This window comes from Tepidiphilus baoligensis (genome assembly GCF_012911495.1).
Taxonomy (GTDB): Bacteria; Pseudomonadota; Gammaproteobacteria; order Burkholderiales; family Rhodocyclaceae; genus Tepidiphilus; species Tepidiphilus olei.
The window spans coordinates 1-15,522 of the sequence record NZ_JAAAUB010000016.1; the positions used below are offsets into that span (position 1 = coordinate 1).

A 15,522-nucleotide genomic window follows, 5' to 3' on the forward strand; every position below is an offset into this window, starting at 1 on the left:
TCGGCGACTATCACGACGTGCCGGTGATCGAGGTGTTGGTCAAGCCCGGCGACGTGCTCGCGCCCGAAGACCCGATCTGCACCCTCGAATCGGACAAAGCCACCATGGACGTGCCCTGCCCCGTGGCCGGCATCGTGCGTGAGGTGCTCGTCCAGGTCGGCGACAAGGTCTCCGAAGGCACCCCCGTCATCCGCCTGGAAGCCAAAGAAACGGATCGTGCATCCGAGCCAGCCTCTCAGACCCCCGCCGACGTGGCCCCGCCAGTCCAGCGCGGCGTCGAAGCGAACGCAGCCGCCACGGTGCAGTCCGGATCGGCTCCCGTACCGGCGGCGGAGACGCATTCCGCCCCTCGGTCCGAGGCAGCGGCGGTAGCGTCGTCCGCGCCCGCCTTCGCCGGAGAAGTCCACCACCGCTGTCAGCTGCTCGTGCTCGGCGGCGGCCCGGGCGGCTATTCCGCCGCCTTCCGCGCGGCCGATCTCGGGCTCGACGTGCTGCTGGTCGAGCGCGAACCCGTGCTCGGCGGCGTGTGCCTCAACGTGGGCTGCATCCCTTCCAAGGCGCTGCTGCACCTGGCTTCCGGGATCGAAGCGCGCACGCAGCTTGCCCAGGCCGGGATCGTCTTCGAGGCACCGAAAATCGACCTCGAGCGGGTGCGGGCGCATCGGGACGAAGTCGTCGGACGGTTGACCAAGGGCCTCGCGGGCATGGCCAAGGCGCGCGGCGTGCGGGTGCTGCAGGGTGAAGGTCGGTTCGTCGGCCCCCATCACCTCGAAGTACGGCGCATGGAGGGCGATCCTGCGCGTGAAACCGGGACCGTCGAAATCGTCCAGTTCGAACAGGCGATCCTCGCCGCCGGTTCGCGACCGGTACACCTGCCATTCCAGCCCGACGACCCTCGGGTGGTGGATTCCACCGGTGCGCTCGCGCTGCCCTTTATTCCCCAGCGCATGCTGGTGATCGGCGGGGGCATCATCGGTCTGGAAATGGGCACGGTCTACGCCGCTTTCGGCGCCGAGGTCGACGTGGTGGAAGCCACGGCCGATCTCTTCCCCGGCGCCGACCGTGACCTCGTGCGCGTATGGGAGAAGAAAAACGCCAGCCGTTTCGCCGCCTTGTACCGCAACACGCGCACCACGGCGCTGGAGGCGCTGGCGGACGGCATCTGGGCGAGTTTCGAGGGGGAAGCGGCGCCCAAGGAAGCGCAACGCTACGACCTCGTGCTCGTGGCCGTGGGCCGTCGCTCCAATGGGCCTCTCTTGGGAGTGGAAGCGGCGGGCGTGCACCTCGACGAGCGAGGATTCATCCCCGTCGACCCGCAACGACGCACCAACGTGCCCCACATCTTCGCCATCGGAGACCTCACCGGCAATCCGATGCTCGCCCACAAAGCCGTGCACGAAGGGCACGTGGCGGCGGAAGCGGCCGCCGGCCGGAAAGCGGCGTTCGATGCCTTGCAGATCCCCTCGGTGGCCTACACCGACCCCGAGATCGCCTGGGCCGGACTCACCGAGGCCGAAGCCAAGGCCCGCGGTCTCAATGTGGAAAAAGCCGTCTTTCCCTGGGCCGCCTCGGGCCGAGCGATCGCCAACGGCTGTGAAGAAGGATTCACCAAACTGCTGTTCGACGCCGAGACACACCGCCTGGTCGGTGGCGCCATCGTCGGCGCCGGCGCCGGGGATCTGATCGGTGAAATCTGCCTGGCGATCGAAATGGGGGCGGAAGCAGGCGACATTGCCCGTACCATCCATCCCCACCCGACGCTCATCGAGACGGTGGGTCTGGCCGCGGAAGTCGCCGAGGGGAGCTGCACCGACCTTCCTCCTGCGCGCAAGCGGTGAGTTCCTTGCCGTTGTCGGCGGGGAAGAAGAACGTACCCGCCGCTTCCTCGGGCAGATCCTGCACCATTGAGGGGGCGCTCAGTCCTTGCTCAGGGCTTCGATCGGCAGGCCGACGCGCACGTTCCCCCACAGGCGGCCACCGACGTAAATCGGCATGGCCACATCGACCAGGATCTCTCCCGTGTCGCGGCGGTAGGTCTGCATCAGCACCGGAGCGGTATTCTGCGCCGCGCGCAGCTCGCGAGGGTTGTCGAACTTGCGGTAGGTCCGGTTGCCCACGAGATCCTTTTCCCGGTCGCCCGTGAGGGGTTTGCTGAATTTGGCGTTGTGCGCCGAGAGATAGCCGTCGGTATTGACGGCCACCACGAACACCGCCTCCGGGATCCGCGCGAGCCCCTCGTCCAACAGATGCTGGCAGCGGCGCACGAACTCGTCGCTCCAGGCGAGCTTGAATTTCGGCGGATCGCAGTTCAAGTAGGGGCGATAGTTGCGGTCGAACACGTCGATTCCCTCGCGCACCATCGCTTCGAGCTGGACCTGGATGGCGTCGCGCACGGCCCGTTCTTCGCGTACCACTTGGTCGAAGCGACCGCGCCCCACCCGGTAACGGGCGAGTATCTCGAGGATGGTCTCGGTGCGCTCGGTCAAAGCGTCGGTGTCGCTGCGGGTCTCCTGCATCAGGCAGCGTACGGCCTCGCCCACCTCGGCGATGTGGCGTACGTGTTCGATTGTGGCCTCGTTCGCCCGGGCCAGATTGTCACTGGCCGTAACCATCTCTCCCAGGCTCTCGCGGCTGCGGTGGAACGCCTCGTCCATGCGCGCGAACTCCTCTTCGACGTGATGGACCGAACGCAGCGTCTCGTCCATGTCGGCGTTGATCGCCTCGTTCTGGCTGCGGGTCTGGTCGACGATGCCGATCATGCCGTCGATGTCTTGGGTGATCTCTTGCGAGGAGAGGTTGACGCGTTCGGCGAGCTTGCGTACCTCGTCGGCCACCACAGCGAATCCGCGTCCATATTCTCCGGCGCGCGCCGCTTCGATGGCAGCGTTGAGGGCGAGCAGGTTCGTCTGGTCGGCGACTTCACGGATCAAACCGGCGATGCGGCGGATCTGCTCGGAGCGGTTCGCCAATTCGCCCACCGTGCCGGTAAAGCCCGCCAGACGCTCGCGTGAAGTCCCGATGCGCTGCACGACGGCGTGCAGTTCGGAAAGTGCCGAAGAGACGGCGGCCAAGCTCTCCTGCATCGTCGTGTCCAGCCCCTGAATCCGCGTCTGGACCTCCTCGATCGCCTCCGTCGTACGCTGGCTCGCGGCAAAGACTTCGTCGGCCAGGCGCAGCTGGGTCTGGGCGCTCTTCTCGGCTTCCACCGCCTTGGCATCGGCGCGCACCGCATCCCCACCCACTTCCACGCTCACCCGACGCAGGTCGACGATGATCGCTCGCATCTTCTCGGCAAAAGCGTTGTAGGCTTTGGCGAGTTCCCCCAGCTCATCGTGCGTCATCACCGGCAAGTCGACGGAGAAATCCCCCTCGCGCCGGTCGTTGCTCAGGGTACGAAAGATCTCGGCCATGCGCCGCAGCGGCCGCACGATGAGGTGGCGCATGTAGAGGATGAGGCCGACGGACACGAGCAAAATCGCGGTTACCAGCACTGCGAATTCGCCCAGGGTTTGGCTAAACGCTGCCGCAACCTCGCTGCGTAGCGCTTCGCCCCCTTGGCGGACGAGGAGTTCGTCGATGCGCGCTCTCAAAGAAGAGAGCAGCAGCAAACCCATCGCCGCCATGAGGGGCAAGAGGAGGAAGCTCGAAAATTTCTTCGTGACCGTGGTAAAGAACGTCCGCTCCACCCAGTCGTAGCCGCGCCAGAACCAGTCCATGTCTTTCTCCCTCGGTGTTGGGGGATTATCGGCTCCCCTCGAAAAAACTTTAGCCGATGCTGGCATGCCCTGCTTGCGTGGGGCTTACATCATTCCTCATGGCGTAAGGGTTCATGCAAGTTTGCCCCCTCGTGCCGGAAATGCGAAAATCCCTTTTTTCGTTCATCCACGACCATGAGTCTTCCCATGACGGAACCAAATTCCGAATCCCTTTCCGCTGCCGAAGAGAACCGCATCAGCGCCGAACGGCGCAAGAAACTCGCGGCGCTGCGTGCCCGTGGGCCGGCCTTTCCCAACGATTTCGAACGGCTCAATCTCGCCGCCAAGCTCGACGAAGCCTACGGCGAAGCCGAGGCGGAAAAACTGCAGGAACTCAAGCCCGCCGCGGTCGTGGCCGGGCGTATCATGTTGAAGCGCGTCATGGGCAAGGCGAGTTTCATCACGATCCAGGATCTCTCCGGCCGCATCCAGGTCTATGTGGCGCGAGACAGCGTCGGGGCCGAGGTCTATGAGGAGTTCAAACACTGGGACATCGGCGACATCGTCGGCGTCGCAGGTCACCTCTTCAAGACGCGCACCGGCGAGCTCACGATCCACGCAGAATCGATCCGCTTGCTCACCAAGAGCCTGCGCCCGCTGCCGGACAAATACCACGGGCTCGCCGACCAGGAGCTGAAATACCGCCAGCGCTACGTCGATCTCATCATGAGCGAGGAAACGCGCCGACGTTTCGTCGCCCGTAGCCGCCTCATCCAAGCGATCCGCGAGTACATGCTCGAATACGGCTTCCTCGAAGTCGAAACGCCCATGCTGCACCCCATTCCGGGTGGGGCCAACGCGCGCCCCTTCGTCACCCACCACAACGCGCTCGACATGCCGATGTACCTGCGCATCGCTCCCGAGCTCTACCTCAAGCGCTTGGTGGTGGGCGGATTCGAAAAGGTGTTCGAGATCAACCGCAACTTCCGCAACGAAGGGATCTCGCCGCGGCACAACCCCGAATTCACCATGATGGAGTTCTACGAGGCCTACAGCGACTACCGTAAGCTGATGGATTTCACCGAAGGGTTGATCCGTCATGCGGCGCGCGTGGCGCTGGGCACGGAACGCTTCATCTATCAGGGGCGCGAGCTCGATCTGTCACAGCCCTTCGCGCGGCTCACCATCGTCGAGGCGATCCAGAAACATCACCCCGGCTGGTCTCGCGCCCAGCTCGAGGATCCTCAGTGGTTGCGCGCCAAGCTGGCCGAACTCGGCGTGGACGTCAAACCGGACATGGGACTGGGGGCGCTGCAGCTCGCGCTCTTCGAGGAAACCACCGAAGCCGAACTCTGGTCGCCGACCTTCATCGTCGATTATCCGGCCGAAGTCTCGCCGCTCGCGCGCCGTAGCGACACCAACCCCGAGATCACCGAGCGATTCGAGCTCTTCATCGTCGGGCGTGAGATCGCCAATGGCTTTTCCGAATTGAACGATCCGGAAGACCAGGCCGAGCGCTTCCTCGCGCAAGTGCGGGCAAAAGAGGCCGGCGACGAAGAAGCGATGTACTTCGACGCCGATTACATCCGGGCGCTCGAATACGGCATGCCGCCCACCGGTGGCTGCGGCATCGGCATCGACCGTCTGGTGATGCTGCTCACCGACAGCCCCAACATCCGCGACGTCATCCTTTTCCCCGCGATGCGTCCGGAAGAGTAAAACGCTTCAGCGGCGGAAAAAGCGCGCCGGGTCGACCGCGAGCGCCGTGGTGCGCTCGAGCGGCCAGGGCTCGCCGCAGAGCATGGCCGCGGCAAGCCGCGCCGCCGGCACCGCAAAGGCCAAGCCCCGTGCGCCGAATCCCGAGAGTATGAAAAGTCCCGGCGTCTCGCCCAGGGGACCGACCACCGGCAGGCGATCCGGTACTGTCGGCCGAAATCCTACCCGTGCTTCGAGCGAGGCGGGATCGAGCCCCGCCGTGTAGCCGGGTAAAATCGCTTCGAGCTTGGCGAGGTTTTCCCGGTGATCGCTGGCGCGCACGGCAGGGTCCGGGTCATCCACGGCCAACGTCGCCCCGAAGGCGCGCCGCCCCGAGACTTCCGGCGTCACATAGCCATTGCGGCATACCGTCACCCGAGGCGGCGAACCGGCCTCGGCCGGCGCGAGCGACACCTGACCGCGCGCGGGCCGGATCGGCAGTCCGGCCGCCTGAGCGAACGAGGAGACTTCCGCGCCCGCGGCGAGCACCACCGCGTCGGCTTCTTCCAGGACCTTACCCTCGGCGTCGCGCACGCGCCAGCCCGGTGCGTACGGCTCGATCGAACTCACCGCCGTGGCGCAACGCAGCGTGAGCATCGATCCGGCGAGTTCGATCAGGCGGCGGCACCAGCGCTGCGGGCCGATCCATCCGCCGAGCTCGAACCACCAGCCGCCCTGCGCCACCGGCCAGCCGATGCGCTCGGAGAGCGCCGCGGCGTCGAGCCAGGTCAACACCTCGGGCGGCGGGGCAAGCCGCTCGAGCGTTGCCCGTTGCTTGCGCGCCTGCGCTTCGTCGCGCGCCAGATGCGCTACCCCGTTCGGTCCCCAAGGGGCGTCGATCCCCTGCGATTCCCAGTCGCGCAGCATCGCGTGGGCGGTGAGCGTGCCGGCGCGCGTCCAGCGCGAGAGGAAATTGTCGTCGGCGCTCGGCAACCAGCGCAGCACCCCGGCGAGATTGCCCGAGGCGCTCTGCCCCGGCGAAGCCTCGCGTTCGAAGAGCGTGACCGGCACGCCGCGGCGTGCGAGCGCATGGGCGAGGTTCGCCCCTGCCATGCCTGCGCCGACCACCACGACCCGAGCGGGACGTCGTTCCTCGGCGAGCATCCCATCGCGCCAGGCGACAGTCATCTCCCGCTTGCCGGCGAATCCGGGCGCCGGACGGACGCTCAGACCCGATGCGGCGAGCCGCCGGCGTACCTCACCGGCCGCGCACCAGGTGGCGAGCCGCGCCCCCGGTTTCATGCGCCGTGCGACCGCGGCGAGCAGCGGCTCCGACCACATGGCAGGGTTCTTCGTCGGGGCGAAGCCATCGAGATAGACGGCGTCGAACCGGCCTTCGATCTCCTCGATCGCCGCGGCATCGTGGTAGAGGAGAAAGAGCCGCACCCGCCCTTCGTCGAACTCGAGGGTATGAATACCCGGAACGAGCGGCGGCAAGCGTTGGCCCAAGGCCAGCGCGAGCGGACGCAGCTCGCTCTCCCCTTGCGCCCACACGTGGCGCCAGTCTTCGGCTGTGAGTGGATGCTTTTCCAGGGAAACGAAATTGAGCCGCTGCGCGCGTCGTGGATCCGAACGCCACGCCGCCCAGGTGGCGAGAAAATTCCCACCCAGCCCGAATCCCGTCTCCAGGATGGCGAAGTGCGCCCGCCCCGCCCACGCCTGCGGCAGCCCCGTGCCGCCGAGAAAGACGTGCCGGCTCTGGGCGAGCGCTCCATGCACCGAGTGATAGACGTCGTCGTAGTCGCCGTGTGCAGGCACGCCCTCGCGCCACTGCAAGCGCGCCGGGGTGAGTTCGAGGAGCCCCGCCATGGTCACGGGCTCAGAGGGCGCGCTCGAGCCGCGAAAGCGTGCGTTCCCGCCCCAACACTTCGAGCACCGCTTCCACTGCCGGGGATTGCGGCACGCCCAGCAGCACCACCCGCAGCGGGATGCCGAGCTTGGGCATTTTTACGCCAGCTGCGGCGAGCGTTTCCTTGATCGCTGCGGCGAGCCGCTCACGCCGCCATTCCGTTTCCGGGATCGCTTCGAGCCGACGATGGAGCTCGGCCAGCGCCCGGACGGCGGCTTCGTCGAGATGTTTTTCTCGGAATTCGGCCGCAGGATGCACTTCGACCACGAACGGCTCGACGCAGTCGGCCAGTTCCTCCAAAGTCTGCACCCGATCCTGATAGAGCGCCACCACCGGTTCGAGCGCCGTCGCGTCCGCAACCGCGACGCCGCGCCGCGTGAGCCGCTCGGCGCAATCGACCGCGAGCCGGCCCACCTCGGCCTGCTTGATGTAGTGGGCGTTCAGCCAGCGCAGTTTGTCGAAGTCGAAGCGCGCCGCCGAAGGATTGACGTCTTTGAGGTCGAACCAGGCAACGAACTGCTCGCGCGTGAAAATCTCGTCGTCGCCATGACTCCAACCCAGACGAGCGAGATAGTTGATCACCGCTTCCGGCAGATAACCGTCCTCGTGGTACTGCATCACCGACACCGCCCCGTGGCGTTTGGAGAGCTTCTGCCCGTCCGGTCCCAGGATCATGGGCAAATGGGCGAACTGCGGCAGGGGGGCGCCGAGCGCGAGGTAGAGGTTGATCTGGCGCGGCGTATTGTTGACGTGATCGTCACCGCGGATGACGTGCGTGATGCGCATGTCCCAGTCGTCGACCACCACGCAGAAATTGTAAGTGGGGGTGCCGTCGGCACGGGCGATCACGAAGTCGTCGAGTTCTTCGTTGGCGAATTCGATGCGCCCTTTGACGAGATCGTCCCAGGCGACGGTGCCACTGAGCGGATTCTTGAACCGCACGACCGGCTGCACGCCCGGCGGCGGAGGCGGCAGGGTTTTACCGGGCTCGGGGCGCCAGCGCCGGTCGTATCGCGGCTTTTCTCCCCGGGCACGCTGGGCCTCGCGCAGCGCCTCCAGCTCCTCGGGGCTCATGTAACAATGATAGGCGGTACCGGCCGCGAGCATCTGCTCGATCACCTCGCGGTAGCGATCCATGCGCCGGGTCTGATAATAAGGCCCTTCGTCATAGTCGAGCTCCAGCCAATGCATGCCATCGAGAATGGCCTGGACCGCCTCGGCCGTGGAACGCTCGCGGTCGGTGTCCTCGATGCGCAGGATGAACTGGCCGCCGTGGTGGCGGGCATAGGCCCAAGAGAAGAGCGCGGTGCGCGCACCGCCGATGTGCAGATAACCCGTGGGACTAGGGGCAAAACGCGTGCGGACGGTCATGATCGAAAGGGTTCCTCGAAAAAATCAACCGGCATCATGGTTGAAACGCAAAAGTGTGGATGAAGCGCTAGAGGGTAGTCACCCGACGGCATTTCATGGAATGTCCTCATTGGAGGAAAGCTCTTGCAAAAGGCGGGTTACTTGCCGATGCAATCCTGGCAAACTGCGATGAATCGTCCTCCAGACGATCTCATAGTCCACCTTGAAATAACCATGGGCAAGCACGTTGCGCATCTGATAGGCAATCGACAAGGGCAATTCAGGATGCGCCATCGCGAAATCGGGGTAGTGTTTGTCTATATTTCTGCTCGCCTCGCCGATCACCTCGAAATTTCGCACCACGGCATCCTGGACCAATGAGTCATTCAGGAAAGTCACCTCGTCCATCTCGGCGGTATAGCGATCGATACGTTCGATGGCTTCAAGGATGTGCGCAAGGTAGTCGGCAAGACGCCGTCGGTCGGCGGTCATAAGGGGTGGGCCTGGGCAAGCACTTGGGCGCGGATTTTTTCTGGCAAAGCCTTGGGCGTCAGCACGTCCACTCGGATCCCCAGCAGGGTCTCGAGTTCATGGCGGATCGCGCCGAGATCGAACAGCGTTGTTTCGGGCGTAGGATCGACGAGGATGTCCAAGTCGCTATCCTCGGTATCTCGACCCTGCACGACGGAACCGAATATCCGGGCATTGCGGGCATGATGCGCCTCGATCACGCGTCGAATAAGGTCACGGCGCAACGCAAGGACTTCGGAAGGTTTCACGTTTTCCCCTCGCCCATCTTATTTTTTCATGATAACGCCGTGCATTACGAATCGCAACCGCACGGTTCAACGCCCGCCGGAGCCGCGCGCGGCGCGCTCCAGGCGGTCGGCGATCGCCCGCGCCAGGGGGCCTTCCCCCTGCGGGCGTTCGATGACGATCTCGTCGACGCCGAGCCGGTCGAAGGCGCGCAGCCGGGCGTAGAGGAGGCGCGCCAAATCTTCGAGCGTCGCGGGCATCTCGTACCACTTCACCCCCGGCAGCTCGAGCGGATGCCGGCTCCACAGGGCGATGCGTTTGCCTTGGGCGAGCAGACGGGAGACGAGCGACTCGATCTCGCCCAGCGCGGCCAGACGCACGGGCGTGATCGGTGCGTAATGACTCGGTAACGACCCCGAGACGCGCGGCGCACCGCCATCGGCTGCAGCCACGGGTCGCCCCAGCACCTCGGCCAATTCCTCTGCACCGACCGCGCCGGGACGCAGGATGACGGGACCCACGGTGTCGAGGCGGGAGAGATCGAGGATGGTCGATTCCACCCCTACCGGGCAGGGACCGCCGTCGAGCACGAGCGCCACTTGGTCGCCCAATTCTTCGATCACGTCGGCGGCCGTGGTCGGGCTCACGCGGCCGAAGCGGTTGGCGCTCGGCGCCGCGAGCCCCGAGCCGAAGGCGCGCAGCAGCGCCAAGGCTACGGGATGCGCCGGCACGCGCAGCGCCACCGTCTCCTGCCCGCCGGTGACCTCCGGCGGCACTTCGGGGCGGCGCATGAGCACGAGCGTCAAAGGGCCGGGCCAGAATCGGCGCGCGAGTGCCCAGGCCTCTTCAGGGATGTCGCGCGCCCACTGGGGCAGGTGTTCGACGGAAGGCAGATGCACGATGAGGGGATGATCGCTGGGCCGCCCCTTGGCAGCGAAGATGCGCCGTACCGCCGTTGGGTTACGTGCGTCGGCCGCCAGGCCATAGACCGTCTCGGTCGGCAGCCCCACCAGTTCGCCGGCGCGTAGTTTCGCCGCCGCCTCGGCCAGTGCTTCTTCGCCGGGAGGCAGGATGCGCGCGTTCATTGCGGCAAAGGCGGCAGCGGCGGCAAACCCAGACGACGCCGCGCTTCGCTTGCTACGGCGCACGCCTCGGCGAACGTCGCCGCCGTGACGGTGAAATGCCCCATCTTGCGCCCGCGTCGCGCCTCGCGCTTGCCGTAGAGGTGCAACCGCAAGCCCGGCAAGGCGAGAATCTCGTGCCAGGGTGGCTCGCGCAGCACCTCGTCCGCGAACCACACCTCGCCCAAGAGATTGACCATTACCGCCGGCGAATGCGCCTCGGGCACGGCGAGCGGCAGGCCGCACAGTGCGCGCACCTGCTGCTCGAACTGGCAGACGCGGTGCGCATCGAGCGTATGGTGCCCGCTGTTGTGGGGCCGCGGGGCCATCTCATTGACGTAGAGCTTGCCGTCGGCGTAGAAGAACTCCACCCCCAGCGTGCCGACGTAGCCGAGCGCCTCGGCGAGCGCTTCGGCGATCTCACCGGCCTCGCGCAGTACGGCCGGGGGCAAGGGGGCTGCAGCGAAGGTGGCATCCAGGATGCCGTTGCGATGCACGTTGAGTCCGGCCTCGAAGGCGGCGATGCGCCCATCGGCACCGCGGCCGAGCACCACCGAGAGCTCCGCCTCCAGGGCAAGCCGCGCTTCCAGCACGCAGTCGCGCCCAAAGCGCACGAACGCTGCCCGCGCGCTTTCCCGGTCGGCGACCACCGCCTGCCCTTTGCCGTCATAGCCGAAACGCGCCGTTTTGAGGATGCCAGGGAAAAGCGCCTCGGGCGCGCGCTCGAGGTCTTCTGCCGTGCGCACGGCGAGAAAAGGCGCATGCGGCAGGCCATTTTGCGCGAGAAAGGACTTCTCTTCGATGCGATCCTGGCAGACGGCAAGCGCCGCCGCGCCGGGACGCACGGGCATGGACTCGGCGAGCCGGGCAAGGCTCGTCGCGGGCACGTTCTCGAATTCGGTGGTTGCTGCGGCGCAGTGGGCCGCAATTTCCGCGAGCAGCGCTTCGTCGTCGTAGGCTCCACACAAATGGCGCTCGGCGATGCGCCCTGCCGGCGCCTCGGGATCGGGATCGAGCACCCAGACTGCGTAGCCGAGCTCCTGTGCCGCCCGCACGAAAAAGCGCCCCAATTGCCCACCGCCGAGGATCGCCAGCCTTGCCGGCGCCTCGATCCGCCCGGCCGTCATTCCAGCGGCTCCAGGCGCATGGCGAGCACGGATTCGCTCTGGCGGCGGCGGAATTCGGCAAGCCGCTGCCCGAGCACTTCGTCCGTAGCCGCGAGCATTGCCACGGCGAAGAGCGCCGCGTTCGCCGCCCCGGCCGCGCCGATGGCAAAGGTGGCGACCGGCACGCCCTTGGGCATCTGCACGATGGAGAGCAGCGAATCCTGCCCGTGCAGCGCCCGCGACTCCACCGGCACCCCCAGCACCGGCACCGTCGTCTTCGCCGCCAGCATTCCCGGCAGATGCGCCGCCCCGCCGGCCCCGGCGATGATCGCCCGCAAGCCCCGTTCGAGCGCAGTCTCGGCGTAGGCGAACATCAAGTCCGGCGTGCGGTGCGCCGACACCACCCGCGCTTCGAAGGGCACCTCGAACTCGCGCAGCACCTCGGCCGCGGCGCGCATCGTCGGCCAGTCGGAAGAAGACCCCATCACCACCCCGACGAGCGGCTCGCCGGATCCGTAGCGCAGGAGTTCCCCATTCACGGCGCGATCCCCCGGCGGCGCTGGGCCGCGAGCAAGGTATTTTCCAGCAACATGGCGATCGTCATCGGCCCCACGCCGCCGGGCACGGGCGTGATCCGGCTGGCGACCTCACGCACTCCGGCAGCCACGTCCCCCACCAGCCGGCCGTCGGGCAAGCGGTTGATGCCCACGTCGATCACCACCGCCCCGGGCTTGACCATCTCGGGCGTGATGAATTCGGGCTTGCCCACCGCCACCACCAGCAGATCGGCGCGACGGGTGTGCGCGGCGAGTTCCCGCGTGCGCGAATGCGCCACCGTCACCGTCGCCCCCGCGTTGAGCAGCATGAGCGCCATGGGCTTGCCGACGATGTTGGAACGCCCCACCACCACCGCGTCCATGCCCTGCGGCTCGATGCCTTCCCAGGCGAGCAACTGCATCACCCCGTGCGGCGTACAGGGCCAGAAACATTCCCGGCCCTGTACCAGCCGCCCCACGTTCTCGGCGTGGAAACCATCGACGTCCTTGTTCACGGCGATACGCTCGAGCACCAGAGTCTCGTCGATGTGCGGCGGCAGCGGCAGCTGCACGAGGATGCCGTCGACCTCGGCATCGGCATTCAAGGCGTCGATACAGGCGAGCAGCCGCTCAGCGGACACGTCGGCAGGAAACTCGTACTTGCGCGAGCGGATCCCGACCTCGGCGCAAGCGGCCACCTTGTTGCGCACATAGACGTGAGAGGCAGGATCTTCCCCCACCAGGATCACCGCGAGCGTCGGCACGACGCCGCGCTCCTGCAAGACGCCCACGCGTTCGGCGATGCGGCGGCGCAAGACCTGGGCGATGGCTTTACCGTCGATGAGTTCAGCGGTCATCGTACACCCGTCGAGAAAGAAAATAGGCCGACGCAGGGCCGGCCTATTCGTGAAAACTGGGGCGACATACCGGATTCGAACCGGTGACACCTGGAGCCACAATCCAGTGCTCTACCAACTGAGCTAATGCCGCCGCCGAAAACCTTGGGGCTTGCGTGGCCTGCCCGACAGGAATCGAACCTGTAACCCCCGGCTTAGAAGGCCGGTGCTCTATCCGGTTGAGCTACGGGCAGATTCCGTCCCAGGCAGTATTCCGGAAGTAGCGTGGTCGGGGTGGAGGGATTCGAACCCCCGACATCTTGCTCCCAAAGCAAGCGCGCTACCGGACTGCGCTACACCCCGGAAAGGCGATCATTATAACCCGATCGCCCCGCTTGTCAAAGCCTCATTCGCCCTCTTTGACCGCTTTGAGGCTCAGCTTGATGCGCCCGCGATCGTCGGTCTCGAGCACCTTCACGCGCACCTTCTGCCCTTCCTGCAGGTAGTCGGAAACCTTTTCCACCCGCTCGTCGGCGATTTGGGAGATGTGCAACAGCCCGTCGCGGCCCGGCATGATGTTGACGATGGCGCCGAAATCGAGCAGCTTGACGACCGTACCCTCGTAGACCCTGCCCACTTCCACTTCAGCCGTGAGCTCCTCGATGCGCCGCTTGGCTTCCTCGGCGCCTTCGGCGCTGAAGGACGAGATGGTGACGTTGCCGTCGTCGGCGATCTCGATGACGGTGCCGGTCTCTTCTTGCAGGGCCCGGATCACGGAGCCCCCCTTGCCGATCACGTCGCGGATCTTCTCGGGATTGATCTTGAGTTGGATCATACGCGGTGCATAGGCCGAGACCTCGCCGCGCGCCTCACCCATCGCCTGGCGCATCAGCTGCAGGATGTGCATGCGGCCTTCGCGCGCCTGGGCGAGGGCCACCTGCATGATCTCCTTGGTGATGCCCTGGATCTTGATGTCCATCTGCAGCGCCGTGACGCCATGCTCGGTACCGGCCACCTTGAAATCCATGTCGCCGAGGTGATCCTCGTCGCCCAGGATGTCCGTGAGCACCGCGAAACGGTTGCCTTCCTTGATGAGACCCATGGCGACCCCGGCCACGTGCGCCTTGGTCGGCACGCCTGCGTCCATCAGCGCGAGCGAGCCGCCGCAGACGGTGGCCATGGAGCTCGAGCCGTTCGACTCGAGGATTTCGGAGACAAGCCGAATGGTGTAGGGGAAATCCTCCTGCTGGGGCAGCACGGCCGAGAGCGCCCGCTTGGCGAGGTTGCCGTGGCCGATCTCGCGGCGCTTGGGCGAACCGACCCGCCCGGTCTCGCCGGTGGAGAACGGCGGGAAGTTGTAGTGCAGCATGAAGCTTTCACGATATTCGCCGGCTACGGCATCGATGATCTGCTCGTCGCGGCCGGTGCCGAGCGTGGCGACCACCAGCGCCTGCGTCTCTCCCCGGGTGAAGAGCGCCGAACCGTGCGTGCGCGGCAGCACCCCCACGCGGATGTCGATCGGGCGCACGGTGCGCGTGTCGCGCCCATCGATGCGCGGCTCACCCGCGAGGATGCGCCCACGCACGATGGAGGCTTCCAGCGTGAAGAGGATGTTCTCGATGTCGGGGATGGAGGGCAGCGGATCGAACTCGGCGAGCACCTTTTCGATCACCTGGGCGCGAATCGCCTTGAGCCGATCGTTGCGCGCCTGTTTGGCGGTGATGCGGAAAGCCTCTTCCAGCTCGGCGAAGGCGAGCTCGCGGATGCGCGCCACCAGCGCCTCGTTGGGCTGGGGAGCTTTCCAGTCCCAGGCCGGTTTGCCCGCGACTTCGACGAGTTCGTTGATCGCCTGGATCGCCGCCTGCATCTGCTCGTGGCCGAAGACCACGGCGCCGAGCATCACGTCTTCGGGCAGCTCCTGCGCTTCGGATTCGACCATCAAGACGGCGTTCTCGGTGCCGGCCACCACCAGGTCGAGGGCGCTCTTCTCGAGCTCGCTCGCGTTGGGGTTGAGGACGTACTGACCATCGAGGTAGCCCACGCGGCAAGCGCCGATCGGCCCGTGGAAAGGCACGCCGGAGACGGCGAGCGCGGCGCTCGCGGCGATCATCGCGACGATGTCGGCGTTGACCTCGGGGTTGAGCGAGAGCACCGTGGCGACGATCTGCACCTCGTTGTAGAACCCTTCGGGAAAGAGGGGGCGGATGGGCCGGTCGATCAGGCGCGAAGTGAGCGTTTCCTTTTCGGAGGGACGACCTTCACGCTTGAAGAAACCGCCGGGGATGCGGCCGGAGGCGTAGAACTTTTCGATGTAATCGACGGTGAGCGGGAAGAAATCCTGCCCGGGTTTGGCCTCTTTGGCGGCGACCACGGTGGCGAGCACCACGGTGTCGTCCATGGAAGCGAGCACCGCGCCGCTTGCTTGACGCGCGAGTTCGCCCGTTTCGAGGGTGACTTGGTGACGACCGTAGGTGAAGGTTTTTTTGATGGCGGTAGGCAAGGGACGATCCTTTCTCGG

At 66.1% G+C, this 15,522-nt stretch carries 12 protein-coding genes and 3 tRNA genes; 2 read left to right on the forward strand and 13 right to left on the reverse strand.

Features of this window, described 5'->3' with window-relative positions; translation table 11 throughout:
• A partial coding sequence (gene lpdA / locus GV368_RS09465; protein ID WP_169116352.1) for a dihydrolipoyl dehydrogenase occupies window positions 1-1,838 on the forward strand: 1,838 nt, incomplete at its 5' end.
• A gap of 78 nt (window positions 1,839-1,916) precedes the next feature.
• Here lpdA and GV368_RS09470 read toward each other — a convergent pair.
• Window positions 1,917-3,716 (reverse strand): methyl-accepting chemotaxis protein, encoded by a 1,800-nt coding sequence (locus GV368_RS09470; protein ID WP_169116353.1) that lies wholly within the window; start codon window positions 3,714-3,716, stop codon window positions 1,917-1,919.
• A gap of 186 nt (window positions 3,717-3,902) precedes the next feature.
• Here GV368_RS09470 and lysS point away from each other — a divergent pair, with 186 nt between their 5' ends.
• On the forward strand, window positions 3,903-5,414 hold the full coding sequence (gene lysS / locus GV368_RS09475) for a lysine--tRNA ligase (protein WP_169116354.1): 1,512 nt from the start codon (window positions 3,903-3,905) through the stop codon (window positions 5,412-5,414).
• A 6-nt stretch (window positions 5,415-5,420) separates the two neighbouring features.
• Here the strand turns inward: lysS and mnmC are convergent, their stop codons facing one another.
• From mnmC to pnp, 12 genes are all read right to left on the reverse strand, one after another.
• Entirely contained in the window at window positions 5,421-7,259 is a 1,839-nt protein-coding gene (mnmC, locus tag GV368_RS09480; protein ID WP_169116355.1) for an FAD-dependent 5-carboxymethylaminomethyl-2-thiouridine(34) oxidoreductase MnmC, read from the reverse strand.
• Between the two features lie 10 nt (window positions 7,260-7,269).
• On the reverse strand, window positions 7,270-8,670 hold the full coding sequence (gltX, locus tag GV368_RS09485) for a glutamate--tRNA ligase (RefSeq protein WP_142804445.1): 1,401 nt from the start codon (window positions 8,668-8,670) through the stop codon (window positions 7,270-7,272).
• A 93-nt stretch (window positions 8,671-8,763) separates the two neighbouring features.
• A complete protein-coding gene (locus tag GV368_RS09490; RefSeq protein WP_142804444.1) occupies window positions 8,764-9,141 on the reverse strand; it encodes a HepT-like ribonuclease domain-containing protein in 378 nt (125 codons plus the stop codon).
• Window positions 9,138-9,428, reverse strand: a complete 291-nt coding sequence (locus tag GV368_RS09495) for a nucleotidyltransferase family protein (protein ID WP_142804443.1) — start codon at window positions 9,426-9,428, stop codon at window positions 9,138-9,140. The genes GV368_RS09490 and GV368_RS09495 overlap by 4 nt, the downstream gene beginning before the upstream one ends.
• A 66-nt stretch (window positions 9,429-9,494) precedes the next feature.
• Window positions 9,495-10,490 (reverse strand): L-threonylcarbamoyladenylate synthase, encoded by a 996-nt coding sequence (locus tag GV368_RS09500; RefSeq protein ID WP_169116356.1) that lies wholly within the window; start codon window positions 10,488-10,490, stop codon window positions 9,495-9,497.
• Window positions 10,487-11,653: a 5-(carboxyamino)imidazole ribonucleotide synthase gene (locus tag GV368_RS09505; RefSeq protein WP_169116357.1), complete on the reverse strand. Its 1,167-nt coding sequence runs from the start codon at window positions 11,651-11,653 to the stop codon at window positions 10,487-10,489. Before GV368_RS09505 ends, GV368_RS09500 begins: the two co-directional genes overlap by 4 nt.
• On the reverse strand, window positions 11,650-12,117 hold the full coding sequence (gene purE / locus GV368_RS09510; RefSeq protein ID WP_142804514.1) for a 5-(carboxyamino)imidazole ribonucleotide mutase: 468 nt from the start codon (window positions 12,115-12,117) through the stop codon (window positions 11,650-11,652). The genes GV368_RS09505 and purE overlap by 4 nt, the downstream gene beginning before the upstream one ends.
• A 50-nt stretch (window positions 12,118-12,167) precedes the next feature.
• The gene (gene folD, locus GV368_RS09515; RefSeq protein ID WP_169116358.1) at window positions 12,168-13,025 is read right to left on the reverse strand and encodes a bifunctional methylenetetrahydrofolate dehydrogenase/methenyltetrahydrofolate cyclohydrolase FolD; all 858 of its coding nucleotides are present in this window, start codon (window positions 13,023-13,025) and stop codon (window positions 12,168-12,170) included.
• A gap of 57 nt (window positions 13,026-13,082) precedes the next feature.
• Window positions 13,083-13,158: transfer RNA gene (locus GV368_RS09520), tRNA-His, on the reverse strand.
• Between the two features lie 23 nt (window positions 13,159-13,181).
• Window positions 13,182-13,258 (reverse strand) — tRNA-Arg (locus GV368_RS09525).
• 32 nt (window positions 13,259-13,290) lie between these two features.
• Window positions 13,291-13,367: transfer RNA gene (locus GV368_RS09530), tRNA-Pro, on the reverse strand.
• 43 nt (window positions 13,368-13,410) lie between these two features.
• Window positions 13,411-15,504, reverse strand: coding sequence for a polyribonucleotide nucleotidyltransferase (gene pnp, locus GV368_RS09535; RefSeq protein WP_169116359.1), 2,094 nt, complete (start codon window positions 15,502-15,504; stop codon window positions 13,411-13,413).
• Between the last annotated feature and the right edge of the window lie 18 nt (window positions 15,505-15,522).